Here is a 24,563-nt window from a genome sequence, read left to right as displayed (position 1 = left end):
GGTCGTTGATTAACAAAAGACCCGGACCATCCCCTTGGGGGAGCTGAGCCGGGTCTGGTTTGACAGCCTGTGCGCATGAAGACGTTACAGGAAGAAGGGGCTTGGCTGGAACAGCCGCTCCACTTCCGGGATGTACTTCTTGTCTACCAGGAACATGACCACGTGGTCATCCTGCTGGATCTTGGTGCGATCGTGAGCGATCAGCACCTCATCCCCGCGCACCACGGCACCGATGGTGGTGCCCGGCGGCAGCTTGAGCTCGCCCACCGTCTTGCCGACCACCTTGGAGGTGTTCTCATCACCGTGGGCTATCGCTTCGATCGCCTCGGCAGCGCCGCGGCGCAGGCTGTAGACGTTGGCGATATCGGCCCGGCGCACGTGGGTCAACAGCGCCGAAATGGTGGCCTGCTGCGGCGAGATGGCGATATCGATGGAGCCACCCTGCACCAGATCGACGTAGGCGCCGCGCTGGATCAGCACCATGGTCTTCTTGGCGCCCATCTTCTTGGCGAGCAGCGCCGACATGATGTTGGCCTCATCCTCGTTGGTCACGGCGATGAAGACGTCGATTTGATCGATGTGCTCCTCGGCCAGCAGCTCCTGATCCGCCGCATCGCCGCAGAAGACGATGGTGTTCTCCAGCAGTTCGGAGAGCTGCTCCGCCCGCTTCTGGTTGCGCTCGATAAGCTTGACGCTGTAGCGCTTCTCCAGCTGGCGGGCGAGACCCGCGCCGATGTTGCCGCCACCGACGATCATGATGCGGCGGTAGGGGCTCTCTAGGCGCTGCAGCTCCGACATCACGGCACGGATATGGCCCGCGGCGGCGACGAAGAAGACCTCGTCATCCGCTTCGATGATGGTGGTGCCTTGCGGGCGGATCGGGCGGCCCTGACGGAATATGGCCGCTACCCGGGTCTCGATGTTGGGCATGTGTTCGCGCAGGGTCGAGAGCGCATTGCCCACCAGCGGGCCTCCGTAGTAGGCTTTGACCGCCACCAGACCGACGCGACCACCTGCAAAATCAACCACTTGCAGGGCACCCGGATATTCGATCAGGCGACGCACATAGTCGGTCACCAGCTGCTCCGGCGCGATCAGGTGGTCCACCGGTACCGATTCCGGCAGAAACAGGCGATCCCGCTCGGTCAGATAGGCCGGCGAGCGGATCCGTGCCACCTTGTTCGGGGTGTTGAACAGGGAGTAGGCCACCTGACAGGCGATCATGTTGGTCTCGTCACTGTTGGTGACCGCGACCAGCATGTCGGCATCCTGAGCGCCCGCTTCGCGCAGCACCTTGGGGTGGGCGCCGTGACCGTTGACCACCCGCAGGTCAAACTTGTCCTGCAGTTCGCGCAGGCGTTCGCTGTCGGTGTCGACGATGGTGATGTCGTTGTTCTCCCCGGCCAGGTTCTCGGCCAGAGTGCCGCCGACCTGGCCGGCTCCCAAAATGATGATTTTCATAGGGAACGTCTACTCACGTTGATGCTGTAAAGGGGAGCGCCAGAACGGAGCTGGCGGCTCTCCCGAATGAGGTTTGTCATGCCCGGCTCAGAGCTTGACCAGTTTGGCGTAGTAGAAGCCATCCATCTCGGCTTCACCCGGCAGGAACTGGCGACCCGGGCAGTCCGGGGTGTCCTGTTCGTGCAATGGCACCAATTTGGCATCTTTGGTCGCGGCAAGGAAGGCGCGGATCTGTTCGCGGTTCTCTTCCGGCAATACGGAGCAGGTGGCGTAGAGCAGGGTACCGCCGCTTTTCAGCTTGCCCCAGAGGGCATTGAGAATGCGGCGCTGCAGCTCGGCCAGCTCGCGAATGTCCTGATCACGGCGCAGCCACTTGATGTCTGGGTGGCGGCGGATGACGCCGGTGGCGGAGCAGGGGGCATCCAGCAGGATGCGGTCAAACTGACCCTCCGGCCACCACTGTTCCGGTACCGCCGCATCGCCGTGGATAACCTTGGCGGTCAGGCCGATGCGGTCCAGGTTCTCCTGCACCCGCTTGAGGCGGTTTTCATCGGCATCGACGGCAACCACGCCAGCCAACTTGGGTTGACGCTCCAGCAGGTGGGCAGTCTTGCCGCCGGGGGCCGCGCAGGCATCCAGCACCCACTCACCCGGTTGCGGGTCGAGCAGTGCCGCAGCCTGTTGTGCTGCACCATCCTGTACCGAGCAGTCACCGACCTCGAAGCCGGGCAGCTTGGTCACATCGCAAGGACGCTCCAGCAGGATGCAATCCTCACCCTCTTCACCGGCCACGGCATTGATGCCGGCTTCAGCCATGCGAGCCAGCATGGCATCGCGGCTCTGGCGCTGGCTGTTGTTGCGGATCCACATGGGGGGGCGCTGGTTGTTCGCCTCCATGATGAATTCCCACTCATCGTGATAGGCCTGACGCAGGCGCTTGGTGAGCCACTCCGGATGACCGAGGCGAATGCTGGGAACGCGGTCGATGCGCAGCAGAATGACTTCTGCGCTGCGCTGGAAGTTGCGCAGCACGCCGTTGATGAGGCCACGCAGGGAGGTGCCCTTGAGCAGTTTGACGGCGTTGACGGTCTCGGCCACCGCGGCGTGAGCCGGAATGCGGGTGTAGATGAGCTGATAGAGACCGACCAGGATGAGGTAGTGGAAAATGCGGCTCTTGTTCTTGAGCGGCTTGTCCATCATCTCGTTGACTGCCGCATCGAGGCGGGGCAGCCAGCGCAGGGTGCCGTAGCAGAGTTCTTGCAGGAGAGCGCGATCGCGAGGTGCAACTTTCTCCTGGGCAGCAGGCAGAACAGCGGAGAGGGATTGACCCTGATCCAGCACCTGTTGAATAACGAGAGCGGCCTGTGCACGTGTTTTCATAGAGTTACCTTAGATGCGCAAGTCGGGGCCTGGGCCCCGCTTGTGTCAATTCAATCCAGTTCAATTCAATTGCGTGCCGGGTTCAAACCAGTCGCGGCGAGAGTTGAGCAGATCCGAAACGGACATCGCCTTCTTGCCGGGCGGTTGCAGGGTCAGCAGGCGCAGTACCCCTTTGCCGGTAGCGATATCGATCCCCTGCTTGTCGGCCTTGAGCAGGGTGCCGGCGGGTTGGCCGTGGTCGCTGTCAATAACGGCGGCTTGCCATACCTTGACGGTCTGGTCAGCCACTTCAAACCAGCTGATTGGCCAGGGGTTGAACGAGCGGATGCAGCGTTCGATGGCAACAGCCTCCATCGACCAGTCGATGCGGGCCTCTTCCTTGGAGAGCTTTTCGGCGTAGTTGGCCAGCGCATCATCTTGCGCCTCGGCAGCGGTTTCACCGGCAGCCATGGCATCGATGGTGTCGACCAGCGCCTGCGGGCCCAGCTCGGCCAGCTTGTCATAGAGGCTGGCGGAGGTCTCGTCGGCGGCGATGGGGCAGGTCACTTTGCGGATCATGGCGCCGGTATCCAGCCCCACATCCATCTGCATGATGGTGACGCCAGTTTCGGCATCGCCCGCCCAGATAGAGCGCTGGATCGGTGCGGCACCGCGCCAGCGCGGCAGCAAGGAGCCATGGACGTTGATGCAGCCCAGCCGCGGGGTATCGAGTACCACCTTGGGCAGGATCAGACCATAGGCCACCACCACCATCAGGTCGGCACTCAGTGCAGCAAGCTCAGCTTGCGCCTCTTCCTTGCGCAGAGAGGCAGGTTGGTAAACCGGTAGGTTGTGGGCCAGTGCCAGCTCTTTGACCGGGCTGGCGGTGAGCTTCTGACCACGGCCAGCAGGCTTGTCAGGCTGGGTATAAACGGCAACGACCTCGTGGTCGGAAGACAACAACGCCGCCAGGTGACGGGCGGCGAAGTCGGGAGTACCGGCAAAAATCAGTTTCAGCTTATTCAATGGGGCAGATCCTCAGAGGACTTTGCGATCTTCACGGGCCATCTTTTCCAGCTTCTGGCGAATGCGCTGGCGCTTGAGCGGGGACAAGTAATCCACAAACAGCTTGCCGACCAGATGATCCATCTCATGCTGGATGCAGATGGCAAGTAGATCATCGGCTTCCAGCTCGAACGGCTTGCCGTTGCGATCCAGGGCGCGGATTTTGATCTGTTCGGCGCGAGGCACCAGAGCACGGCTGCCGGGCACGGAGAGGCAACCCTCTTCAATGCCGGTGCTGCCGCACTGCTCGATGACCTCCGGATTGATCAATACCAGAGGATCTTCACGGTTTTCAGAGACATCGATCACTATGATGCGCTGGTGAATGTCGACCTGAGTCGCGGCTAAGCCAATGCCTTCCTCCGCGTACATGGTTTCGAACATATCATCTACAATCTGTTGTAACTCGGGTGTAAAGGTCTCGACAGGGGCTGCAACGGTGCGCAGGCGCTCATCGGGAAAACGCAATACATCTAGAATGGCCATAGTTTTTTCTTTAGTTTCGTATAAATGCAGTCAATATTGGCGTAATTCTAGTCATTTACGCCGACAAAAAACAGCAACACTTTGCGTACAGAAGTAACAGGGAGTGTTATGTATCTGAAGCAAACCATCCTCGCCTGCCTGCTGGTGACCGTGAGTCAGGCAGCATTGGCCGATCAGCTCAGGCTGAAAGCGGGTTACCCCGAAAGTTATGTAGTGCAAAAAGGCGACACCCTGTGGGATATCTCCGGCAAGTATCTTTCCGAACCCTGGCTCTGGCCCCGTCTCTGGAACATCAATCCGCAGATTGCCAATCCTCACTGGATCTACCCCGGTGATGTACTGCATCTGAGCTGGGTCAATGGTGAACCCCGGCTCGGCAAGGCGATGCAGGGTGGCAAGCAAGTCATCCGTCTCGGCCCGAAAACCCGTTACGAGAACAAAGCCAACCCCATTCCGACCCTGCCTATCAGCGAGATCGGCCCTTTCCTGCAAACCGACCATATTCTGGCTGACAGCCAGCAGCAGAAAACCTTGCCCTATCTGCTGGGGTCGGATCAGAAACATATCGGCATGCTGGAGGGGGACACCCTCTATGTACAGGGCTCCCTGACACCGGGGCAGGTCTATGGCATTTATCACCCCGGAGTGGTCTACAAGGATCGCGAAACCGGTGAACTGCTGGGCCAGGAGGCGATCTTTGCCGGTGTGGTGCGGGCCGTGGCGCGTCTTGATGGCGATCGGACCGAAGTGACTCTGACTCATAACCAGCGCGAAGTGCTGCAGGGCGACAAGGTGATGCCGCTGCCCGCTCAGGAGAACATGCCCGCCGTCTTCACACCGAAAGCGGCACCTGCCATCACGCCGGGCTATATCATCGATTTGCCGAACAAGACCCGGGGCGGTGGCAAGTTTGATGTGGTGCTGATCAACCGGGGCGGCCGCGATCAACTGGTCGCCGGGGATGTACTGGATGTCAGACGGCCCGGTGCTGCTCTGGTCACCAAGAATGGCGATGTACAGTACAAGGAGCTCTCATCGGTTTTTAACCGGGTGTTTTACAGCAGCAACAAAAAGGCACCACTGCCCTCTGAAGCGATTGCCCGTGTCATGTTGTTCAAGGTGTATGACAAGCTGAGTTATGGTCTCATCATGCAGAGTAACGACATGGTGAGTGCGGGTTATCAGGTCACTCACTTCTGACGTGAACTACCCCGACGCGCGTCTGGCGCTTTGGCTAACTCTCGATGCGGTCACCGGTATTGGTCCGGTGACCGCTGCACGTCTGTTGGAGCGGGCCGGGGGAAGTATTGATGCCCTGTTCCAGAGCGATGAAGCGCAACTGCATGGTATGGGGCTGTCGTCAGAGCAGATCAAACAACTGCGCTGGCCCTCGCCGGTGGTTGAGCAGAGCCTGGCTTGGGCCGCGTTGCCTGACAATCTGCTTATTCCGCAAGATCACCCGATTTATCCACCCTTGTTGCGGGAGATTCCTGCGGCACCCCTGTTGCTCTACTGTCGTGGCGATCTTGCTGCGCTGTCGCTACCCCAGCTGGCAATGGTGGGCACACGCCATCCTACCTATGCAGGCAAAGATAATGCCTCCCGCCTTTGTAGCGAGCTGGTTGGATGCGGGTTAGCGATCACCTCGGGCCTTGCGCTCGGTATCGATGGTGTTTGCCATCAGCAAGCGCTGGCTTGTGGCGGTATCACCCTTGCCGTGTTGGGTTCCGGGCTGGATTGCCTCTACCCCAAACGCCATCAGGGGCTGGCAGGTCAGATTCTGGAGAGCGGTGGTTTGCTTATCTCCGAGCTGGCGCCGGATAAAGGACCGCTGGCTGAACATTTTCCTCGTCGCAACCGTATTATCAGTGGTCTGTCGCTGGGAACTCTGGTGGTGGAGGCGACCGAGCAGAGCGGTTCGCTGATCACCGCTCGCTATGCGCTTGAACAGGGGCGCGAAGTGTTTGCTGTGCCTGGTGCTCCGCAAAATGCCCAGGCGATAGGGTGCAACAGATTAATTCAGCAGGGAGCCAAACTTGTGCTGAGTGCGGCCGATATAGTGGAAGAGCTGCCAGAGTGGGTCGCACGGCCAGATCCGTCGGTTACATCATCTGAGCAACCGCATAATAGCGAATTGCCTTATGCCGATTTGTTGGATAACGTAGATTATGAGACCACGAGCGTGGATACCGTTGCTGAGCGGGCCCAGCTTCCTGTCGAAGTGGTATTGGGCAGGTTGGTAGAGCTGGAGCTGGCAGGTGCAGTGATGGCGGTAGCCGGTGGATACGTCAGAGCGAGGAGGGCGAATCATGTTTGATGTATTGATGTACCTTTTCGAGACCTACATCCACAGCGATGCAGATGTGATGGTCGAGCAGGATGAGCTCACCGACGAGTTGAGCCGGGCCGGTTTCGATAAAGAAGAGATCGACAAGGCACTCGACTGGCTGGAGCGACTGGCCAATCTGCACGATAGCGAGCGGGAGGTTTATGTCACCGCCAGCGCGCAAGGCTCGATGCGTATCTATGCTCCGCAAGAGCTGGCACGCCTCAGCACCGAGTGCCGCGGCTTCCTGCTCTTTCTGGAACAGGCCCAGGTGCTGAATGCCGAAACCCGCGAGATCTGTATCGAGCGCCTGCTCGAGCTGGACAAGCCGGATATCGAGCTGGATGACCTGAAGTGGGTCGTCATGATGGTGCTGTTCAACGTACCGGGCAGTGAAAATGCCTACCAGCAGATGGAAGAGCTGGTGTTTGATGAGTCAGACGGCGTCATTCACTGACAGTCCGGTGCCGCGCTGGTAGAATTCAGGTCATCTGGATTTCAAGGCGCGGCCCATGTCAAAAATCGATCATCACCTCTTTTCAGCCCACGAACATGCCTTCGAGCGTGAGCCGTGCCCGCAATGCGGGGCCGAGCTGGTGATCCGCCAGGGCAAACATGGCCCCTTTCTTGGCTGTTCTGCCTATCCTGCCTGTGATTACATACGCTCCCTGACGCCATCCGGCCGCGACATCGAAAAGGTGCTCGAAGGCTCTGCCTGTCCCGATTGCGGAGAGCCGCTGGCGATCAAGAAGGGGCGTTACGGTCTCTTTGTCGGTTGTACCCAGTATCCGGCCTGTCAGCACATCGAATCCCTGCAGGAGAGTGACGATACCCAGATCCTCTGCCCCGAGTGCGGCAAGGGTCATCTGGTGAGCCGCACCTCCCGCTACGGCAAGCAGTTTTACTCTTGTGATGGCTATCCACACTGCAAATATGTGGTGAACGACAAACCGATCCCCATGCCCTGCCCCGCGTGTGGCTGGGGCATCATGGTTGAGAAAAAAGTGAGGGGAACGCTGCGTTGGGTCTGTCCGCAAAAGAAATGCGGCCACCAAAGTGAGCAGGTATAATCCCGCCGCCGCAACCGGATTGAAACGTTTTCGGTGAACTTCAACCCCCCACTTGGAGTAAGGAAATTCCCACCATGAATAAACCCTTTGTTGCCGTATTGATGGGCTCTGATTCTGATTTCCCCGTGATGCAGACTACCCTCGAGGTGCTCAAGTCATTTGATATCGCAGTGGAAGTCAAAGTCACCTCCGCGCACCGCACGCCGGCTGCGACCCATCAGTATGTGACCGATGCCGAGGCCCGTGGCTGCAAGGTCTTTATCTGTGCTGCCGGTCTGGCGGCGCATCTGGCGGGTGCCGTAGCCGGCATCACGACTCGTCCCGTGATCGGGGTGCCCATCGACGGTGGTCCGCTCAAGGGGCTGGATGCGCTGCTCTCCACCGTGCAGATGCCGGGTGGTGTACCGGTAGCGACCGTGGCGATCGGCAAAGCCGGTGCCAAGAACGCAGGTTATCTGGCAGCCCAGATGCTGGCAGTAGCCGATGATGAACTGGCGGCCAAGGTTCGGGCCGAACGCCAGAAGAATGCCGAAGAGGTGATGGCCAAGGATGCCGCCCTGCAGGCTCAACTCAAGTAAGTGAATAGGTGGTGATCCGGATGTGTCGTATTTTCCTGTGCAACAGCAAAACGTCACTTTGCCATGGTCGCCGCCATATGGATTCAACTTGCTACTAAGTGACGAGGCGGCAGCCAGGCTGCCGCATTTTTCCTATGCCAAATGAATTTGAACAGGCGGTTGCCGCCCTCCAGCAGGAAGGGGTGATTGCTTATGCGACCGAGGCCGTGTTTGGTCTGGGTTGTGATCCCGACTCCGAAGCTGCGGTGCAGCGACTGCTGGCCATCAAACAGCGTCCGGTAGAGAAGGGGTTGATCCTGATTGCTGCCGATTTGGCGCAATTGCAGGACTACATCGATCTGAGCCAACTTAGCGGTGAACAACTGGCTCGGGTTGAAGCCAGCTGGCCCGGCCCCTTTACCTGGATCATGCCTGCCCGTGCAACGACGCCGGCCTGGCTGACCGGGCAGTTCGAGACCCTGGCGGTGCGCGTGACGGCTCATCCTCAGGTGCAGGCGTTGTGTCGCGCCTTTGGCAAGCCGCTGGTCTCTACCAGCGCCAACCTGACCGGTGAGGAGCCTGCCCGTCGGGTAGCCGATATCGGTGAGCGGCTGGCAAGCAAGTTAGCCTATATCCTGCCCGGTGAAGTGGGTGGTCAAGCTAACCCCTCCGAGATCAAGGACGCCCGAACCGGCGCCATTATTCGCCCCTCCTGAGCGGGCGGATACGTCATGATTTGCTATCAATCCGCTGAGTGGTGAGTTCACCGGATTGATTTAACTATAAAAATGGACAGGGCGTTCACGATCCTGCCTGACTGGAGACAAGATGAGCAAACCGGATGTGGCCCAGGTCAAGTCCTTCCTGTTACAGTTGCAGGACGAGATCTGCCGTGGTCTGGAGCAGGCCGATGGCAGTGGACACTTTGTGGAAGATGCCTGGAGCCGTGAAGGCGGTGGCGGTGGTCGCACCCGTGTACTGCGCCACGGCGCTGTGATCGAGCAGGGGGGCGTCAACTTCTCACATGTCTATGGCGATGCCATGCCTGCCTCTGCTACAGCCCATCGGCCAGAGTTGGCCGGTCGCAAGTTTGAGGCGATGGGCGTGTCGCTGGTGATCCATCCGCATAACCCCTATGTGCCGACCAGCCACGCCAACGTCCGTTTCTTCATCGCCGAGAAGGAAGGCGAAGAGCCCATTTGGTGGTTTGGCGGTGGCTTCGATTTGACGCCCTTCTACCCGTTTGCCGAGGATGTGCAGCACTGGCATCAGGTCTCTCGTGATCTCTGCCAGCCCTTTGGTGATGAGATCTACCCCGAGTTCAAATCCTGGTGTGATCGCTACTTCTTCCTCAAACACCGCAACGAGACGCGAGGGGTGGGCGGTCTCTTCTTCGACGATCTGAATCGCTGGCCCTTTGCCGACTGCTTTGCCTTTATGCAGGCGGTAGGTCGGGGATATCTTGATGCCTACCTGCCGATCATCGAGCGACGCAAGGCACTGCCCTATGGCGAGCGGGAGCGGGAGTTCCAGCTCTATCGTCGTGGTCGCTATGTGGAGTTCAATCTGGTGTATGACCGGGGCACCCTGTTCGGGCTGCAGACCGGCGGACGTACCGAGTCGATCCTGATGTCGATGCCACCGCTGGCCCGTTGGGAGTATGACTGGCAGCCGGAGGCGGGCACTCCTGAAGCCTTGCTCTACACCGATTACCTCACGCCGCGAGAGTGGCTGTGACCCGAGGGACCATGATGGTCCCTTTTTGCTGGCCGATATTCGGCTTGTTCCCTAGTGCGAAAACCCGTTAAATCGGAATATTGCCCTCTGATGGAACTCTTTGATGGATCGTTATCTGGTTTTTGGCCACCCGGTGCGCCACAGCAAGTCCCCCTTCATTCACACCCTGTTTGCCAGACAAACCCAGCAAGAGCTGGAGTATGGGTTGGCTGAACCCGCCGTCGACGAGTTTGCCCAAGCCCTGCGCACCTTCTTTGACCAAGGGGGCAAGGGATGCAATGTCACCGTTCCCTTTAAGGAGCAGGCATTCACTCTGGTCGATTGCTTGAGCCCGAGGGCCAAGCGGGCGGGCGCGGTCAATACCATCAAGCTGACCGATGATGGTGTGTTGCTGGGGGATAATACCGATGGCGCCGGTCTGGTCGCCGATCTCAAGTCCCATGGTGTGACGCTGGCGGATAGCCGGATCCTGCTGCTGGGTGCCGGTGGCGCTGCTCGCGGTGCATTGGCGCCGCTGCTGGCAGAGCTACCGAGCGAGCTGGTGATCGCCAACCGCACCCACGCAAAAGCGCAACAGTTGGCTGCCGAATTCCACGATCTGGGGCCTGTGACTGCCCAGACCTATGAGCAGTTGGCAGGGCCATTCGATCTCGTCATCAACTCTACCTCCGCAAGCCTGCAAGGGGAGCTGCCGCCGTTGGCCCCTGCCCTGATCCACATTGATATTGCTATCTACGACATGATGTATGGCGCCTCGGATACGGCGTTTATCAGTTGGGCCAAACAGCATGGGGCCCGTCAAACCATGGATGGACTCGGCATGCTGGTGGAGCAGGCCGCCGAAGCGTTTACCGTGTGGCGCGGAATTCGTCCCGGGACTAAACAGGTATTGAGAGAGCTGAAGCGTAACTTGGGGGTGATATGAACCAGGGTATTCTGTTTCCCGACCTGATGGAGTGGCAGGCTGACGAACAGCGGGTGCGTTTTCCTGCCCAGCAGATGGGGGCGCTGATAGATTGTTACATCAGTCAGCGGCGGCTGGAGAGAATGACAGGTCTGGCGCTGACGAGGGAGGATGACATCGTCAGAGCCTTCGAAAGTGTACGTTTTGATATTGAAGACATGGCTGAAAAACTCATTGAAGAACAAGAGTTTGCTGAAGATGGCGCTATCTATCTCTGATTATTCAAAGTTTTTTTGTTTTGTAGCGGAACTACTTTGAAATGGCGCTGACTAACTAGATAGTTGAGGAAGTGCTAGCTAGTCACCTTTATAACTCCCCGGTATTCGTACTGGGGATTTTTTTATCTGTATGAAAATAAAAGATTTTTTCTTAATCTGTAAGTTGTGAAACTAAATTACATAAATTACTTTCACTTTCTGCTGCTTTGCTGTACAGTTGTCTGCGTAGGGTACAGAGGTAAGATGTTCTATCTTTCAGACCTTTTATTTCACGTAATTGAATGTGGCTGAATAGCTGCCCCGATGAGGTTCTCGTCGGGGTGTTTTTTTATGCGCGGCATTTAGAGTAAATGCTTTAAATTAGCGATGCATTTGATAGAATGAGGCTGCTTCTTGAGGAATACCTGTCGTCTGGTACTCAAGATTCAGCTTCTTCCCAATTTTTTGAACTTATTATTTCAGGCTGGATGGCATCACTGTCGTCCGGCCTCATTTTTATCCCTCTCGGTTAGATTTTGTAATTAAATTTCATTTTGGTCTCTTTTTGTAATTCTGGTTCGTTGTGAAAGAACAGATTTGAAAACGTTATCAACACCTCCTTAAGTTAATTTCCACCATGAATTAACGATCTATCTATATGAACTGTAAGCGGTAATGGATATAACTGGGGAGGCGAATGCAGGGTGTTTGTCGTGAGGCAGGTGAAAGCGGCAATCTGAAACCCTTTCAATCAGCGGAGGAGTGCTCCGCCAATTGCAAGGAGAGCGAGGAGTGGATTACTCCTCGACAGGTTGTTGTTCGTCAGCGTCCAGCAGGTCGGTATCGTCACCACTGACGTACCATTCGGTTAGGGTTTGCGCCAGCTTCTCCACACCGATGTTGGTGAGGGAGGAGAATGCTTCAACCTGGATCTGGGAACCGAGGTTGGCAACAGCCTGGCGCACCTTGATCACCTGGTTGTTGCGCGGACCCGGGCTCAGTTTGTCAGCCTTGGTCAGCAACAGCATGACGGGCAACTGACGGTGTGAACTCCACTCCAGCATGTTCATGTCGGTATCTTTGAGCGGGTGGCGGATGTCCATCAGGATCACCAGACCTTTCAATGACTCACGGCGCTGTAGATACTCTGCCAGTGACTTTTGCCACTTGAGCTTCATTTCCAGCGGAACTTGCGCATAACCATAACCCGGCAAGTCGACCAGACGCTTGCCCGGTTCCAGCTCAAACAGGTTGATCAGCTGGGTACGACCGGGTGTCTTACTGGTGCGCGCCAGGTTCTTGTGTTTGGTTAAGGTGTTCAATGCAGATGACTTACCGGCGTTGGAACGGCCGGCAAACGCGATCTCGACACCCCCATCATTTGGCAGGTGACGGATGTCGGGTGCGCTGGTCACAAAATGCACCTTATTGAAATTCAGAGTTTGTGTATCCAACGTAAATTCCCCATGGAGATAGAGGGTTATAGAGTTACTTTTTTGTAAAATGGTGTAAAATAGCGTCGCTTAAACGCGTTTATTTTAACATGCCTTCAGCGGCATGGGATCTGGAAGCCTAATAACGAAAAGTTGGAACGCCATGAAGAACCTAGTCATTACTCTTGCTCTGATGGTTGGCGTAACGGGGATGGCACAAGCCAAGGGCGATGCCGCTGCGGGACAGACCAAGGCTGCCGTTTGTGCGGCTTGTCATGGACCGGACGGAAACAGCCTGGTTGATATGTACCCCAAAATTGCTGGTCAGCACGCATCATATATCAAAAAGCAGTTAGTTGAACTGAAGGCTGCCGCTTCTGGTCAAATTGGCCGGGTTGCGCCAGTGATGGGGCCGATGGCGTTACCTTTGTCGGAACAGGACATGGATGACCTGGCGGCTTATTTCTCCAGCCTGAAGGTTACCCCTATCGCCGTCCCTGACGACGTGGTCGAAGCGGGCAAGGCACTCTATATGGGTGGTGACATGAGTCGTGGTCTGGCAGCTTGTACGGCTTGCCATGGTCCCCGTGGCTCGGGTGTCGAACAGGCGAAGTATCCAAACCTGTCCGGCCAGCATCCTGCCTATATCAAAGCTCAGCTCACCGCATTCCGTGCCGGGACGCGTGACAACGATCCGAACGGCATGATGCGGGACGTTGCCAAGAAACTGACTGATCAGGATATCGAAGCCCTCTCCAAATATGTGGCGGGTCTGCACTGATATAGTCGATACGGTCGATTTGAGTTGAAACGGGGAGCCTGGGCTCCCCGTTGTTTTTATGGCTTTCAGATAATTCTCGGTTTAATCCCCCCGTTCTGTAAGAGATCTCCCATTCTCAAGGCAGGTCAAGGCTCATAAAATTGCATAAAATATTAAATAATCATTATTTATCAATTAATTATGAGAGTGTTGATATTTTTCGACATGTTGAGAATGTTTTGAGTGGATTGAGCCGCTTTATAGAGTTGGTACAGTAGGCTTAATGGATTCACCCACGGATTGGGTGGCGGTTTCACGACAGGGTGTTGTGAGCAGAGGATGGCTGGCGTGGCGGGATGCCATGGGCTCGGATGAGCTGGCAAAGGATTGAAGGATCAGGATGGTGACCATCTCCGGAGCGGGATGGGGTTGCGGGATGCAGACTCCCCGGCACGATGGCAGGATGCGGTCGAGACGGGTCAAACAGGCACACGCACATTCAGGAACGACCAATATAAGGTCAGGATGACCACACAACGATATGATGCGGCGACAATTTGTCAAGGAGAGGACGAAACAGATTGTTTTGCCATTCAGGATGGCGCACGCATGAACATATCAAGGCAGCTTCGGCTGCCTTTTTTCTTTTGGGTCATTAACCCGATTAGCCATTCTGTGTCAAAATAGCAGCAACATGCCCAGAGGATACCGATCCTGCGGTGTTCAGTGGCCTGATTGGGCCGGATTGGTGCGGGATCCTGCTCTTGTTCCAGCCTTACTGTTCCTCGCATCGTATCCCACCGGGTGAGATCATCCCGGGTACGGGTCAAACCAGTTATTTTCGGAGTTAGCCATTCATGTCTGCCAAACAACCCACTCGCAAGCCTACTGGCAAGCGCAAAGAATCTGATGTCAGTGCTCAGGAAGGCCGTGAGCGTAAACGGGCTGCCAAGCGCAAGGGCCTGAAGGCTGGTTCTCGTCAGCAAGTTGAACAGCCGAAGAGCAAGTCTGGCAACAGCCAGTCCAAAGATCCGCGTATTGGTTCCCGCAAGCCGGTAGTACTGGTAGTGGATGACAAACAGAAGAAGCCGGCAGCACCCAAGGCGGTGAAAGAGAAGAAGCTGGTGATGACCCCCGAGCAGGAGCTGGCTTCTATCGAAAACGATGACCGCTTGAATGACCTGCTGGATCGTCTGGATGCCGGTGAAACCCTGGAAGCGGCCGAGCAGGCCTGGGTTGATCAGCGTGTCGACCGTTATCAGGAGCTGATGGATGAGCTGGGCATCATCGACAACGACGATGATGAAGATGATGAACTGCCGTTTGATGATGGCGATGACGCCGAGTTCGACGAGCAGAAACCAGCTTCCGAAGAGGAGCTGTGGGATCGTTTCAACCAGGTCGATTTCAAGCCGGAACCCAAGCCTGAGCCGAAGAAAAAGTGATGAGTGGATGGATGCTGGCCGCCCTGTTGGGCGGCCTGATTTTGTCAGGATTGGCCATCTATGCAGGCATGCTGCTGGCCAGACTGAGGCGACAGCAAGCGATGCAGTGGCAGGCTATAACTGCTCGCAATGAGCGAATTCTGGAGAGCGTACGGGTCATTGCCCATGCGGTGGAGGAGGGTCAGTGCGATTACTCCGAAGGCGCCATTCGGCTGACCAATCTGCTGGATGCGTTGCAGATCAAGGGGGGGCGAGCGTTCGTTGCCGAGTTCCCGGGTCTGTACGGGCTGTATGAGAAGGTGAAAGATATGCCGACTCATGAGGCCAGACGCGCCCTCAAGCGCAATGAAGTGATGAAGATGGATCTCGAACGCAGCGGCTACGAGGCCGAGCTGGAGGCTCAGATCCTCAAGGATGTGGCCCAGCTGAAGGATTTTCAGTTAGGTCGGTGAGCCAACAATAACAACAAGAGAGGAAGCGAGCGTGCAAGCAGAACAGATTGTGTGGGATCAGGCCCTGATCGAAAAATATAACTACAGTGGCCCGCGATACACCTCTTATCCCACTGCGCTGGAGTTCAACGAGAGCTTCGGCTATCCGGATTTTGTCCGCGCTGCCGGCCAGTATCCCGAGCGCAATCTGTCGCTCTACGTGCACATCCCTTTCTGTCACAAGCTCTGCTACTACTGCGGCTGCAACAAGGTCATTACCCGCCATCAGCACAAGGCTGACGAGTACCTCGACTACCTGGAGCAGGAGATCAAGGCGCAAGCCCCGCTCTTCAAGCACCGTATGGTCACCCAGCTGCACTGGGGTGGCGGTACACCCACCTATCTGGATGAAGCGCAAACGCGCCGCCTGATGGCCATGCTGCGTGAGCACTTCCATTTCGCCGAAGAGGGGGAGTTCAGCATCGAGGTCGATCCGCGCGAGATTGCCATTACCATGCTGGATGTGCTGCGAGACGTCGGCTTCAACCGCATCAGCCTTGGGGTGCAGGACTTCAACAAGGATGTGCAGGTTGCGGTCAACCGCGAGCAGGACAACGACTTTATTAAAGCTATGTTGGAGCGGGCCCGTGAACTTGGCTTCCGCTCGACCAACCTCGACCTTATCTATGGCCTGCCGCATCAGGATCGTGCCAGCTTCCACCATACGCTGGAAGAGGTGCTCAAGACGGATCCGGCGCGCCTCTCCATCTTCAACTATGCCCATCTGCCGAGCCGCTTTGCCGCCCAGCGCAAGTTGAAAGAGGTGGATATGCCTGCGCCGCAGGAGAAACTGGCCATGCTGCAGGACACCATCGCCTTCCTCACCGGTCAGGGTTACCAGTTCATCGGCATGGACCATTTTGCCAAACCAAATGACGAACTGGCGGTCGCGCAGCGCGAGGGCAAGCTGCACCGCAACTTCCAGGGCTATACCACTCAAGGTGATTGCGATCTGCTGGGGCTGGGGGTCTCCTCCATCAGCATGATCGGTGATGCCTATTCCCAGAACCAGAAAGAGCTCAAGGCGTATTACGCGCAGGTTGCAGAGCTGGGTCATGCCCAGTGGAAAGGCTGCTCGCTCAATCAGGATGACCTGATCCGCCGTGAGGTGATCAAGCGGCTCATCTGTGATTTCCGTCTGAACTTTGCGTCTGTCGAGCAGGCGCATGGGCTCAATTTCAGAGAGTATTTTGCCGACGATCTCAAGCTGCTGCAGACCTTCATCAACGATGGATTGGTGCGTATGACGGAGGATGGCCTGGAGGTCTCCTCCACGGGGCAGCTGCTGATCCGCAATATCTGCATGTGCTTCGACGTGTACCTGCGCAACAAGGCGCGTCAGCAGCAGTTCTCTCGCGTGATATAAGCTTGTTTGCCGATGAGAAAACAGAAAAGGGTGCCATAGTGGCGCCCTTTCATATGTATTTTGCTTAGGCAGCGGGTCGCGAAGGTTCTGGCAAGAAGGCCGTGGGCTGAGGCAAGCGATAGGGCTGTGAAACGCAGATAAAAAGATGGGGGCGACTTGCGTCGCCCCCAGTAGTCGTATCGCTCAGATCCTTGAACGAAGTTGCTCCCTGCAATCCCTGACTGTTTACCTCTTCCGTTAGGTTTCCCCTTCCCAATCCTTTGGGGTGTCCTTTAGCCATCTTGGCCTGACGAGTCATCCTGTCCCGTCGCACTTTCTCCGTCCTGGGAGGTGTCCTTTACCACATCCTGTGGTGAGTCCATTTGCCCAACCCTGGCAGCCAGTCTTCCTGACCGACTTCATTGCGTCCGTGCATGAGTAACTATAAGGATTTTCTAACCGGCTACAACGCCAGATTGGAAAACGTTTTTGTCATTAGCTATTTCGAAAGTAATGATTTTCGATTTATTCATTTATAAACAGCTGGTTAAGTTTATCGTCTTCATGTTTTAAGATCTTATCTTCCGATTATCTCGGGGATCTTTTCGGCTATTGGCTTACATCTGGGATGGCAGATCTCTGACACGGCGTTTTGGTTGCTTCAGAAACAGATGTTGCAGTCTGATGATGGTCATTAGGGGTGAGTTGGCGAGGCACACAAAGAGCGGCTGAATGGAGAAATTATGAGCGCTGATTGAGTCGCTCATAGATGGTCTGGCGCTCCTCAGGAGTCAGCGAAGAGAAGTAGTGGGTAAAGAGGCGCAGCAACAGGGACTTGTTCATGCCATCTTGCTGGGTCAGATTACCCAGCTCGTCGATGGCCACTGTGCTCATGGAGAAGGTAGCCTTTTTGTAGCTGGGCTTCAGGTGCTCGCCACTCTCGATAAAGGCCAGCGCCGACAACGCCTCGTCACGATGCAGGCCCAGTTCAAGGCTGACCACCTTGGGCTTGCCCTTGGCGTAGAACTCCGCATCTTCGATAAATTCGTCGACGGTGAACTTCTTCTGGTGATGCAGCTGGTGCTTTTTCTTCAGATCGGCCAGACCCATCTCACACCCCCACTTGCAGGAACTCTTTGGCGATGGCCCGGATCTCTTCGGCGGATTTGCCATCCGGCTCGATCTCCATCACCGACAGTCCCTTCTCTTCGCTGTCGTCATAGACGTTGCGGCCATAGGTGATGGCGTTCAGGACGTCGACACCGAACGAGGAGCAAACCTCTTTCGCTTCGAGAATGCGTTTTACCTGATTGGGCAGGGCGGGGCACTGGGTCAGCACTACTGCTGCATTGAGGGCCGGGTTGACCATCTTGCAGGTGGTGATGAGATCTTCCATGTGGGGCAGGGTCTTGAGGTCACGGCGTTTCGGGCGCAAGGGGATCAGGGCGTGGGTGGCGACAGCCATGGTGGAGCGCAGTGCCCGGTTGTCTTGCCCGCCGCAATCGACGATGACGTAGTCGTAGCGGTTTTTCAGGCTGAGCAGGTCGTTGCGAATATTGCCATAGAGCTGCACGCAGTTGATTTGTGGTAGCTCCGGGTTGTCGTTGCGCTCCTGAATCCAGTCAGAGGTGGTGCGCTGCGGGTCGCAGTCGACCAGTAACACCTCCCCCTGAAATTGGGATCTGAGGTAGACAGCCAGATTTTGTGCCAGGCAGCTCTTGCCACTCCCCCCCTTCTCTCCACCGACCAACAAGATCATGACGCTCCCCTATCCATGAGAAAACCGCTGATTTCAGTATAGGAGGGGCCAGTCTCATCACAAGGCGAGAGGAGTGATGCTCCTCTCGTTGTTTCGACTAGTAATGAACGCTGCCTCCCTGCCAGCGGCAGACATAGTCAGGCACCAGCATCTGGGGGGGCCTTGTCAACATGGCATACCACCATGGGCATGGCAGGGGCTCCTTCAGCCTGACTGAGGGTGGGGAGCGCAGAGAGCAGCAAAGTCGCGAGCAACAGCATGGGTTTCATTTTCATAACAACTCCTTGGTAGTGCCATTTCTGTGTGATCTGGATCACTTTCTGAGTTAAGTCGAGGTTGGCGCCAGCGCAAGGTGAGACGAATAAATTCAATTAATGAAAAAAGTATCAAAAGGCGTTGTGGTGACCGACGAGGATGGTTGCCCACCTTGATGCGGACTTTGTGCATATTAAGTTGAACTGCACAAAGAGGTGATGACTTATAAGGCCGAGCCTGATGGGGTTGGCATCAATGCCATGATCTGGAACAAGAAAAGATTTATGCAGTGAATGTGGTAGATGTGAGTATTTATTTCTCCTGCGTTCCTCCCGTCACGGCGATGTATTCAATACCTAGGGAGTAATATTCAAATTCTATTTGTAAAGTTATTTACAGTAATGATTTTTAACGGTTTTTGTTATTTGCATTTAATCACTCCAGTGAACTGGCATGAATAAAAAATGAATCAACCTGAAATATAGCGGGGTGGTTTTGCATGGTTATTCGGTGTGCTTTGTGTGGAAAATGCGCAATTTGCTACCGGGGTCATAGATTGGATGGTGAATATATTCAGTTCTGAGTGAATGTGATCAATGTCTAAGTTTGTCGTGATTCGCAGGGCTAACCTCGGTCTCGAAAGGCAAGGGCAGGATAGAACATAAGCCGATTACCCTACATAAAGAATATCCCGCCTTAGCCACGAGCATGAATAGAAGGAATCTATTCAATCACTCGCAGGGACCACTGCTAGACGGAATATAATCATGAGCAAATTTTATGTAGGTTCTGAAGTTGGCCAATTGCGCCGTGTCATGTTGCACCGCCCCAACCTCAGTCTGAAGCGTCTGACTCCTTCCAACTGCCAGGATCTGCTGTTCGATGACGTCCTGTCAGTTGAACGCGCCGGTCAGGAGCACGACAAATTCGCTCAGGTACTGCGCGATCAGAATGTCGAAGTTTTCCTGCTGACCAATCTGCTGGCCGAAACCCTGGATGTGCCGGAAGCCAAAACCTGGCTGCTGCAACATCAGGTCTCCGACTATCGCCTCGGCTCTTCTTTTGCCAACGACGTGCGCTGCTTCCTGGCTGACATGCCGCACCGCGAACTGGCCCGCATTCTCTCCGGTGGCCTGACTTACTCCGAGATGCCCTACAGTGGCGTCAATATGGTAGTAGGCATGCACGCTCCGACCGATTTCATCATCGAGCCGCTGCCCAACCACCTCTTCACTCGTGACACCTCCTGCTGGGTTTACGGTGGCGTATCCATCAACCCGATGGCCAAGCCTGCTCGTCGCCGCGAAACCAACCATGTGAAGGCCATCTACCGCTGGCACCCGATGTTTGCCGGTCAGGACTTCATCAAGTACTTCGGTGACGAGGAGCGTGACTACGACAACTCCACCATCGAGGGTGGCGACGTACTGGTTATCGGCCGCGGTGCCGTGCTGATCGGCATGTCCGAGCGCACCACCCCGCAAGGTGTCGAGCACCTGGCTCGCAGCCTGTTCAAACATGGTCAGGCCAAGCAGGTCATCGCCATGGAGCTGCCGAAACACCGCAGCTGCATGCACCTAGATACCGTGATGACCCACATGGATATCGACACCTTCTCCGTTTATCCGGAAGTGATCCGCAAGGATGTGCAGTGCTGGAGCCTGACTCCGGGCGGCGCCACCGGCATGAACATCAAGGAAGAGGGTTACTTCGTCACCGCTATCGAGAAAGCACTGGGCGTCGATCAGCTGAAGATCATCACCACTGGCGGTGACAGCTTCGAAGCCGAACGCGAGCAGTGGAACGACGCCAACAACGTACTGACCGTACGTCCCGGCGTGGTGGTGGGTTACGAGCGCAATACCTACACCAACGAGAAGTATGACAAAGCCGGTATCACAGTTCTCTCCATCCCGGGTGATGAACTGGGCCGTGGCCGCGGCGGCGCCCGCTGCATGAGCTGCCCGATGGAACGCGACAGCATCTGATGAGACGGCGTGGCGCCGGCAGAAGCTGGCGCCACACAGAACCAAACTCGAGATTAACCACTATGAAAAAACCAACTGTCGTCGTCGCTCTGGGTGGCAATGCTCTGCTCCGTCGTGGTGAGCCACTGGAAGCGGATATCCAGCGCAAGAATATTGCAACTGCCGCCAAGACCATCGCCCTGATCGCTCAGGAGTACAACGTGGTGCTGGTGCATGGCAACGGTCCGCAAGTCGGCCTGCTGGCCCTGCAAAACAGCGCCTACACCAAGGTATCCCCCTATCCGCTGGATGTGCTGGGTGCCGAGTCCCAGGGCATGATCGGCTACATGCTGATTCAGGAGCTGAAAAACCTGATGCCGAGCCGCAACGTCACCGCGCTGCTGACTCAGGTGCAGGTCGATCCCAAGGATCCGGCGTTTGCCAACCCGACCAAATTTATCGGCCCCGTCTACGAAGAGGCTGAAGCCCGCACCCTGGCAGAAGAGAAGCACTGGGTGGTCAAGGCTGACGGCAAGTTCTTCCGCCGCGTAGTGCCATCCCCGCTGCCCCAGCGCATCGTCGAAGGCGACGCCATCGAAACCCTGATTGCCCAGGGTCACCTCATCATCTGTACCGGTGGTGGCGGTATCCCGGTGACCTGGGATGGCCAGAGCCTGACCGGTATCGAAGCCGTCATCGACAAGGACATGTCTGCCGCCTATCTGGCCAAGCAGATCAAGGCCGACGCCCTGCTGATCCTGACCGATGCCGATGCTGTCTACCTAGATTGGGGCAAGCCGACCCAGCGTCCGCTGCGAGTCACCAGCCCGGACGAGCTGGCCGGGGTCAAGTTCGATGCAGGTTCCATGGGACCGAAAGTCGAAGCCTCCTGTGAATTTGTCAAAGCGACCGGCGGCATGGTCGGCATCGGCTCGCTGGAAGATGGCCTCGCCATCCTCAAGGGTGAAGCCGGCACCAATATCGTCGCCACCCGCACCGTACATGCGTAATTACCGATATCTGTACTGAGAATGCGTAGTCAACACTACTGCCCGAACTGGTCTGAAACATATATAGAGAGAACTCATCATGGCTTTTAATCTGCGTAACCGTAACTTCCTGAAACTGCTGGACTTCACCCCGCGCGAAATCCAATACATGATCGATCTGGCCATCGACCTGAAGAAAGCCAAATACGGTGGCTACGAGCGCAAGCATCTGGTCGGCAAGAACATCGCCCTGATTTTCGAGAAGACCTCCACCCGTACCCGCTGTGCGTTTGAAGTAGCGGCCTTCGACCAGGGCGCTCAGGTCTCCTACCTTGGCCCAAGCGGTTCCCAAATCGGTCACAAGGAGTCCATGAAGGACACCGCCCGTGTACTGGGTCGCATGTATGACGGTATCGAATACCGCGGCTACGGTCAGGAGATCGTCGAAGAACTGGGCGCCTATGCAGGTGTTCCGGTCTGGAACGGCCTGACCAACGAATTCCACCCGACCCAGATCCTGGCCGATTTCATGACCATGCTGGAGCACGGCAAGGGCAAGCGTCTGGATCAAATCAAGTTCGCCTACCTGGGTGATGCCCGCAACAACATGGGCAACTCCCTGATGGTCGGCGCTGCCAAAATGGGCATGGACATCCGTCTGGTCGCACCGAAAGCCTTCTGGCCGGAAGAGGAGCTGGTTGCCAAGTGCCGCCTGATCGCCGAAGAGACCGGCGCACGCATCACCCTGACCGAAGATGTGAAAGAGGGTGTGCTGGGTGCTGACTTCCTCTACACCGACGTCTGGGTATCCATGGGTGAAGCGAAAGAAGCCTGGGATCAGCGCGTCAAACTGATGACCCCTTATCAGGTCAACATGGATGTCATCAATGCCACCAAGAACCCGGATGTGAAGTTCATGCACTGCCTGCCCGCGTTCCACAACGACGAGACCACCATGGGCAAGGAAGTGGCTGACAAATATGGCATGAAAGGCCTGGAAGTGACCGAGGACGTGTTCGAATCCGAGCACAGCATCGTGTTCGACGAGGCCGAAAACCGGATGCACACCATCAAGGCAGTGATGGTTGCTACGCTGGGCGACTAAGGTCGCAGTAGTGGTGCCGGGGGGCGACCCCCGGCTTTTCGACCATGTGACAGCGGCATAATACCTCTAACCCTACAACCCGCAGCCTGCATGGATACCACACCCACAGAAGGAAGCTGGACCATGACCAAATTCAAGTTCCCGTCAGCCTACACGATACTGTTTGTGCTGATCGCCCTGGTGGCCGCCCTGAGCTGGATAGTGCCGGCCGGCAAATACGAGATGACCATGAACGAAGCCCTCGGCAAAGAAGTGCCGGTGGCGGGTACCTACAAACTGGTGGAGGGGAATCCCCAGGGGATCGTCGACGTGCTGCTGGCACCTATCGATGGCCTCTACAACCACGACACCTATGAGGCAGGCGCCATCGACGTCTCCCTCTTTATCCTGATCATCGGTGGTTTTCTTGGCATTGTGACCAAGACAGGTGCCATCGATGCCGGTATTGAACGTGTGACCGACCGCCTGCGCGGCCGGGAAGAGTGGATGATCCCGATCCTGATGGCGCTGTTCGCCGCAGGCGGCACCATCTACGGCATGGCCGAAGAGTCGCTGCCGTTCTACACCCTGCTGGTGCCGGTGATGATGGCCGCCCGCTTCGACCCTGTGGTCGCCGCGGCAACCGTATTGCTGGGTGCCGGTATCGGTACTCTGGGTTCCACCATCAACCCGTTTGCCACCGTTATCGCCGCCAACGCCGCCGGTATCTCCTTCACCGACGGTATCTGGCTGCGCGTTGCCATGCTGGTCGCCGGTTGGCTGCTCTGTGTTGCCTACGTCATGCGTTACGCCAAGATGGTGCGCAGCGATCCGAGTAAATCTCTGGTGGCTGACAAGTGGGAAGAGAACCGTGCCCACTTCCTTGGCAACAAGAGCGACCAGATGCTGGAGTTCACCCTGACCCGTAAAATCGTGCTGGGTATCTTCGTCGCCGCCTTCGCCGTGATGATCTACGGTGTGGCCGTGCTGGGCTGGTGGATGGCGCAGATCTCCGGCGTGTTCCTGGCTGCTGCCATCATCGTTGGTCTCATCTCCCGCATGAGCGAAGAGGAGCTGACCTCCAACTTTATCGACGGTGCCCGTGACCTGCTAGGGGTGGCGCTGATCATCGGTATCGCCCGCGGTATCGTGGTAGTGATGGATAACGGCATGATCACTCACACCATTTTGCACAGTGCAGAAGGGATCGTGACCGGCCTCTCCACCATCGTCTTTATCAACGTGATGTTCGTGCTGGAAGTGGTGCTCTCCTTCCTGGTGCCATCCTCCTCCGGTCTGGCCGTACTGACCATGCCGATCATGGCGCCGCTGGCCGACTTCGCCAACGTGGGCCGCGATCTGGTGGTGACTGCTTACCAGTCTGCCTCCGGTCTGGTGAACCTGGTGACCCCGACCTCCGCCGTGGTCATGGGCGGCCTGGCCATTGCCAAGGTGCCTTATGTGCGCTGGCTGAAGTGGGTGGCTCCGCTGCTCGGTATCCTGACCGTGCTGATCGTGGTCTGCCTGAGCCTGGGCGCCGTGCTCTCCTGAGGGATAACAAGCAAGATGAAACGGGAGCCTGCGGCTCCCGTTTTTTATTGGGCGCAAGAAGTGATGGACACAAAGTAGCAGGCAACAAAAAGGCGACCCGCGGGTCGCCTCGATGTATTTAGGGGAAATGGCTTAGCGGGCCTGCGCCAGCGTGCGCACCACGGCGGCGTGGGCCTGACGGGTACGGCTGATATGGCGCGGCGCGACCAGCACTACATCGGTAATCCCCCCATTTTTTGGAGCACTCAAAAGTAGAGGTCAT

Annotated in this window: 25 protein-coding genes and 1 pseudogene; 17 read left to right on the top strand and 9 right to left on the bottom strand. The window is 56.6% G+C overall.

The genetic code is table 11. The annotated features are described in order from the left end of the window. Positions 1-84 precede the first annotated feature (84 nt). The 4 genes from trkA to def form a co-directional block, all read right to left on the bottom strand. The gene (gene trkA, locus L972_RS14155; RefSeq protein ID WP_005339689.1) at positions 85-1,461 is read right to left on the bottom strand and encodes a Trk system potassium transporter TrkA; all 1,377 of its coding nucleotides are present in this window, start codon (positions 1,459-1,461) and stop codon (positions 85-87) included. Positions 1,462-1,548: 87 nt separating this feature from the next. Further along, positions 1,549-2,841 carry a 16S rRNA (cytosine(967)-C(5))-methyltransferase RsmB gene (gene rsmB / locus L972_RS14150; RefSeq protein ID WP_047439009.1) on the bottom strand — a complete coding sequence of 431 codons (1,293 nt, stop codon included), beginning with the start codon at positions 2,839-2,841 and terminating at the stop codon, positions 1,549-1,551. A 60-nt stretch (positions 2,842-2,901) separates the two neighbouring features. Continuing rightward, on the bottom strand, positions 2,902-3,846 hold the full coding sequence (fmt, locus tag L972_RS14145; protein ID WP_047439007.1) for a methionyl-tRNA formyltransferase: 945 nt from the start codon (positions 3,844-3,846) through the stop codon (positions 2,902-2,904). 12 nt (positions 3,847-3,858) lie between these two features. Then, positions 3,859-4,371, bottom strand: coding sequence for a peptide deformylase (gene def / locus L972_RS14140; protein ID WP_005357510.1), 513 nt, complete (start codon positions 4,369-4,371; stop codon positions 3,859-3,861). A 108-nt stretch (positions 4,372-4,479) separates the two neighbouring features. Here def and L972_RS14135 point away from each other — a divergent pair, with 108 nt between their 5' ends. From L972_RS14135 to L972_RS14095, 9 genes are all read left to right on the top strand, one after another. Beyond that, positions 4,480-5,571 (top strand): LysM peptidoglycan-binding domain-containing protein, encoded by a 1,092-nt coding sequence (locus tag L972_RS14135; protein ID WP_005339696.1) that lies wholly within the window; start codon positions 4,480-4,482, stop codon positions 5,569-5,571. A gap of 1 nt (position 5,572) precedes the next feature. Beyond that, entirely contained in the window at positions 5,573-6,688 is a 1,116-nt protein-coding gene (dprA, locus tag L972_RS14130; protein ID WP_047439005.1) for a DNA-processing protein DprA, read from the top strand. Continuing rightward, on the top strand, positions 6,681-7,154 hold the full coding sequence (locus tag L972_RS14125) for a DUF494 family protein (protein ID WP_005339699.1): 474 nt from the start codon (positions 6,681-6,683) through the stop codon (positions 7,152-7,154). Before dprA ends, L972_RS14125 begins: the two co-directional genes overlap by 8 nt. Before the next feature lie 55 nt (positions 7,155-7,209). Next, positions 7,210-7,767 (top strand): DNA topoisomerase family protein, encoded by a 558-nt coding sequence (locus L972_RS14120; protein ID WP_005339702.1) that lies wholly within the window; start codon positions 7,210-7,212, stop codon positions 7,765-7,767. A 74-nt stretch (positions 7,768-7,841) separates the two neighbouring features. After that, positions 7,842-8,345 (top strand): 5-(carboxyamino)imidazole ribonucleotide mutase, encoded by a 504-nt coding sequence (purE, locus tag L972_RS14115; RefSeq protein WP_005339704.1) that lies wholly within the window; start codon positions 7,842-7,844, stop codon positions 8,343-8,345. Positions 8,346-8,479: 134 nt separating this feature from the next. Next, a complete protein-coding gene (locus L972_RS14110; RefSeq protein ID WP_047439003.1) occupies positions 8,480-9,040 on the top strand; it encodes an L-threonylcarbamoyladenylate synthase in 561 nt (186 codons plus the stop codon). 112 nt (positions 9,041-9,152) lie between these two features. Then, positions 9,153-10,061, top strand: coding sequence for an oxygen-dependent coproporphyrinogen oxidase (gene hemF, locus L972_RS14105; protein WP_047439002.1), 909 nt, complete (start codon positions 9,153-9,155; stop codon positions 10,059-10,061). Between the two features lie 103 nt (positions 10,062-10,164). Further along, positions 10,165-10,986: a shikimate dehydrogenase gene (aroE, locus tag L972_RS14100; protein ID WP_047439000.1), complete on the top strand. Its 822-nt coding sequence runs from the start codon at positions 10,165-10,167 to the stop codon at positions 10,984-10,986. Beyond that, complete coding sequence (locus L972_RS14095) at positions 10,983-11,243, top strand: DUF1488 domain-containing protein (RefSeq protein WP_019445781.1); 261 nt, start codon at positions 10,983-10,985, stop codon at positions 11,241-11,243. Before aroE ends, L972_RS14095 begins: the two co-directional genes overlap by 4 nt. Positions 11,244-12,019: 776 nt before the next feature. Here L972_RS14095 and yihA read toward each other — a convergent pair. Continuing rightward, positions 12,020-12,676, bottom strand: a complete 657-nt coding sequence (gene yihA / locus L972_RS14090; protein ID WP_042657324.1) for a ribosome biogenesis GTP-binding protein YihA/YsxC — start codon at positions 12,674-12,676, stop codon at positions 12,020-12,022. A 142-nt stretch (positions 12,677-12,818) separates the two neighbouring features. Here yihA and L972_RS14085 point away from each other — a divergent pair, with 142 nt between their 5' ends. The 4 genes from L972_RS14085 (at position 12,819) to hemN (ending at position 16,717) form a co-directional block, all read left to right on the top strand. Then, on the top strand, positions 12,819-13,436 hold the full coding sequence (locus L972_RS14085; RefSeq protein ID WP_005339710.1) for a c-type cytochrome: 618 nt from the start codon (positions 12,819-12,821) through the stop codon (positions 13,434-13,436). 836 nt (positions 13,437-14,272) lie between these two features. Continuing rightward, positions 14,273-14,860, top strand: coding sequence for a Der GTPase-activating protein YihI (gene yihI, locus L972_RS14075; protein WP_047438995.1), 588 nt, complete (start codon positions 14,273-14,275; stop codon positions 14,858-14,860). A gap of 11 nt (positions 14,861-14,871) precedes the next feature. Further along, positions 14,872-15,312, top strand: a complete 441-nt coding sequence (locus L972_RS14070) for a DUF2489 domain-containing protein (RefSeq protein ID WP_047438993.1) — start codon at positions 14,872-14,874, stop codon at positions 15,310-15,312. 31 nt (positions 15,313-15,343) lie between these two features. Continuing rightward, the gene (gene hemN, locus L972_RS14065) at positions 15,344-16,717 is read left to right on the top strand and encodes an oxygen-independent coproporphyrinogen III oxidase (RefSeq protein WP_047438992.1); all 1,374 of its coding nucleotides are present in this window, start codon (positions 15,344-15,346) and stop codon (positions 16,715-16,717) included. A 720-nt stretch (positions 16,718-17,437) separates the two neighbouring features. Here hemN and L972_RS14060 read toward each other — a convergent pair. From L972_RS14060 to L972_RS21660, 3 genes are all read right to left on the bottom strand, one after another. Beyond that, entirely contained in the window at positions 17,438-17,806 is a 369-nt protein-coding gene (locus L972_RS14060) for a hypothetical protein (RefSeq protein WP_005339715.1), read from the bottom strand. Position 17,807: 1 nt separating this feature from the next. Then, positions 17,808-18,455 carry an AAA family ATPase gene (locus L972_RS14055; RefSeq protein WP_047438990.1) on the bottom strand — a complete coding sequence of 216 codons (648 nt, stop codon included), beginning with the start codon at positions 18,453-18,455 and terminating at the stop codon, positions 17,808-17,810. A 137-nt stretch (positions 18,456-18,592) separates the two neighbouring features. Continuing rightward, a complete protein-coding gene (locus L972_RS21660; RefSeq protein WP_162504347.1) occupies positions 18,593-18,730 on the bottom strand; it encodes a hypothetical protein in 138 nt (45 codons plus the stop codon). Between the two features lie 747 nt (positions 18,731-19,477). Between L972_RS21660 and arcA the strand changes: the two genes are divergently transcribed. The 4 genes from arcA to L972_RS14035 all read left to right on the top strand — a co-directional run bounded on the left by arcA (position 19,478) and on the right by L972_RS14035 (position 24,301). Next, positions 19,478-20,698, top strand: a complete 1,221-nt coding sequence (arcA, locus tag L972_RS14050) for an arginine deiminase (protein WP_005339718.1) — start codon at positions 19,478-19,480, stop codon at positions 20,696-20,698. Positions 20,699-20,760: 62 nt separating this feature from the next. After that, positions 20,761-21,687, top strand: coding sequence for a carbamate kinase (gene arcC, locus L972_RS14045; RefSeq protein WP_005339719.1), 927 nt, complete (start codon positions 20,761-20,763; stop codon positions 21,685-21,687). Between the two features lie 79 nt (positions 21,688-21,766). Continuing rightward, positions 21,767-22,771 (top strand): ornithine carbamoyltransferase, encoded by a 1,005-nt coding sequence (argF, locus tag L972_RS14040; protein WP_005339721.1) that lies wholly within the window; start codon positions 21,767-21,769, stop codon positions 22,769-22,771. Between the two features lie 123 nt (positions 22,772-22,894). Then, positions 22,895-24,301, top strand: a complete 1,407-nt coding sequence (locus L972_RS14035; protein ID WP_005339725.1) for a YfcC family protein — start codon at positions 22,895-22,897, stop codon at positions 24,299-24,301. Positions 24,302-24,433: 132 nt separating this feature from the next. Here L972_RS14035 and L972_RS21470 read toward each other — a convergent pair. Then, positions 24,434-24,520: pseudogene (locus L972_RS21470) on the bottom strand (ArgR family transcriptional regulator); the annotation flags it as partial. Positions 24,521-24,563: the final 43 nt, after the last annotated feature.

The organism is Aeromonas sp. ZOR0001, assembly GCF_000801015.1.
Classification (GTDB): domain Bacteria; phylum Pseudomonadota; class Gammaproteobacteria; order Enterobacterales; family Aeromonadaceae; genus Aeromonas; species Aeromonas veronii.
This window is presented reverse-complemented; position numbering and strand designations above follow the sequence as displayed.

Excerpts from the sequence above, each read along its gene's own strand:
- trkA (WP_005339689.1), bottom strand. The coding sequence starts at position 1,461 with ATGAAAATCATCATTTTGGGAGCCGGCCAGGTCGGCGGCACTCTGGCC.
- rsmB (WP_047439009.1), bottom strand. The coding sequence starts at position 2,841 with ATGAAAACACGTGCACAGGCCGCTCTCGTTATTCAACAGGTGCTGGAT.
- def (WP_005357510.1), bottom strand. The coding sequence starts at position 4,371 with ATGGCCATTCTAGATGTATTGCGTTTTCCCGATGAGCGCCTGCGCACC.
- L972_RS14135 (WP_005339696.1), top strand. The coding sequence starts at position 4,480 with ATGTATCTGAAGCAAACCATCCTCGCCTGCCTGCTGGTGACCGTGAGT.
- L972_RS14125 (WP_005339699.1), top strand. The coding sequence starts at position 6,681 with ATGTTTGATGTATTGATGTACCTTTTCGAGACCTACATCCACAGCGAT.
- L972_RS14120 (WP_005339702.1), top strand. The coding sequence starts at position 7,210 with ATGTCAAAAATCGATCATCACCTCTTTTCAGCCCACGAACATGCCTTC.
- purE (WP_005339704.1), top strand. The coding sequence starts at position 7,842 with ATGAATAAACCCTTTGTTGCCGTATTGATGGGCTCTGATTCTGATTTC.
- L972_RS14110 (WP_047439003.1), top strand. The coding sequence starts at position 8,480 with ATGCCAAATGAATTTGAACAGGCGGTTGCCGCCCTCCAGCAGGAAGGG.
- hemF (WP_047439002.1), top strand. The coding sequence starts at position 9,153 with ATGAGCAAACCGGATGTGGCCCAGGTCAAGTCCTTCCTGTTACAGTTG.
- aroE (WP_047439000.1), top strand. The coding sequence starts at position 10,165 with ATGGATCGTTATCTGGTTTTTGGCCACCCGGTGCGCCACAGCAAGTCC.
- L972_RS14095 (WP_019445781.1), top strand. The coding sequence starts at position 10,983 with ATGAACCAGGGTATTCTGTTTCCCGACCTGATGGAGTGGCAGGCTGAC.
- L972_RS14085 (WP_005339710.1), top strand. The coding sequence starts at position 12,819 with ATGAAGAACCTAGTCATTACTCTTGCTCTGATGGTTGGCGTAACGGGG.
- yihI (WP_047438995.1), top strand. The coding sequence starts at position 14,273 with ATGTCTGCCAAACAACCCACTCGCAAGCCTACTGGCAAGCGCAAAGAA.
- L972_RS14070 (WP_047438993.1), top strand. The coding sequence starts at position 14,872 with ATGCTGGCCGCCCTGTTGGGCGGCCTGATTTTGTCAGGATTGGCCATC.
- L972_RS14060 (WP_005339715.1), bottom strand. The coding sequence starts at position 17,806 with ATGGGTCTGGCCGATCTGAAGAAAAAGCACCAGCTGCATCACCAGAAG.
- L972_RS14055 (WP_047438990.1), bottom strand. The coding sequence starts at position 18,455 with ATGATCTTGTTGGTCGGTGGAGAGAAGGGGGGGAGTGGCAAGAGCTGC.
- L972_RS21660 (WP_162504347.1), bottom strand. The coding sequence starts at position 18,730 with ATGAAAATGAAACCCATGCTGTTGCTCGCGACTTTGCTGCTCTCTGCG.
- arcA (WP_005339718.1), top strand. The coding sequence starts at position 19,478 with ATGAGCAAATTTTATGTAGGTTCTGAAGTTGGCCAATTGCGCCGTGTC.
- arcC (WP_005339719.1), top strand. The coding sequence starts at position 20,761 with ATGAAAAAACCAACTGTCGTCGTCGCTCTGGGTGGCAATGCTCTGCTC.
- argF (WP_005339721.1), top strand. The coding sequence starts at position 21,767 with ATGGCTTTTAATCTGCGTAACCGTAACTTCCTGAAACTGCTGGACTTC.
- L972_RS14035 (WP_005339725.1), top strand. The coding sequence starts at position 22,895 with ATGACCAAATTCAAGTTCCCGTCAGCCTACACGATACTGTTTGTGCTG.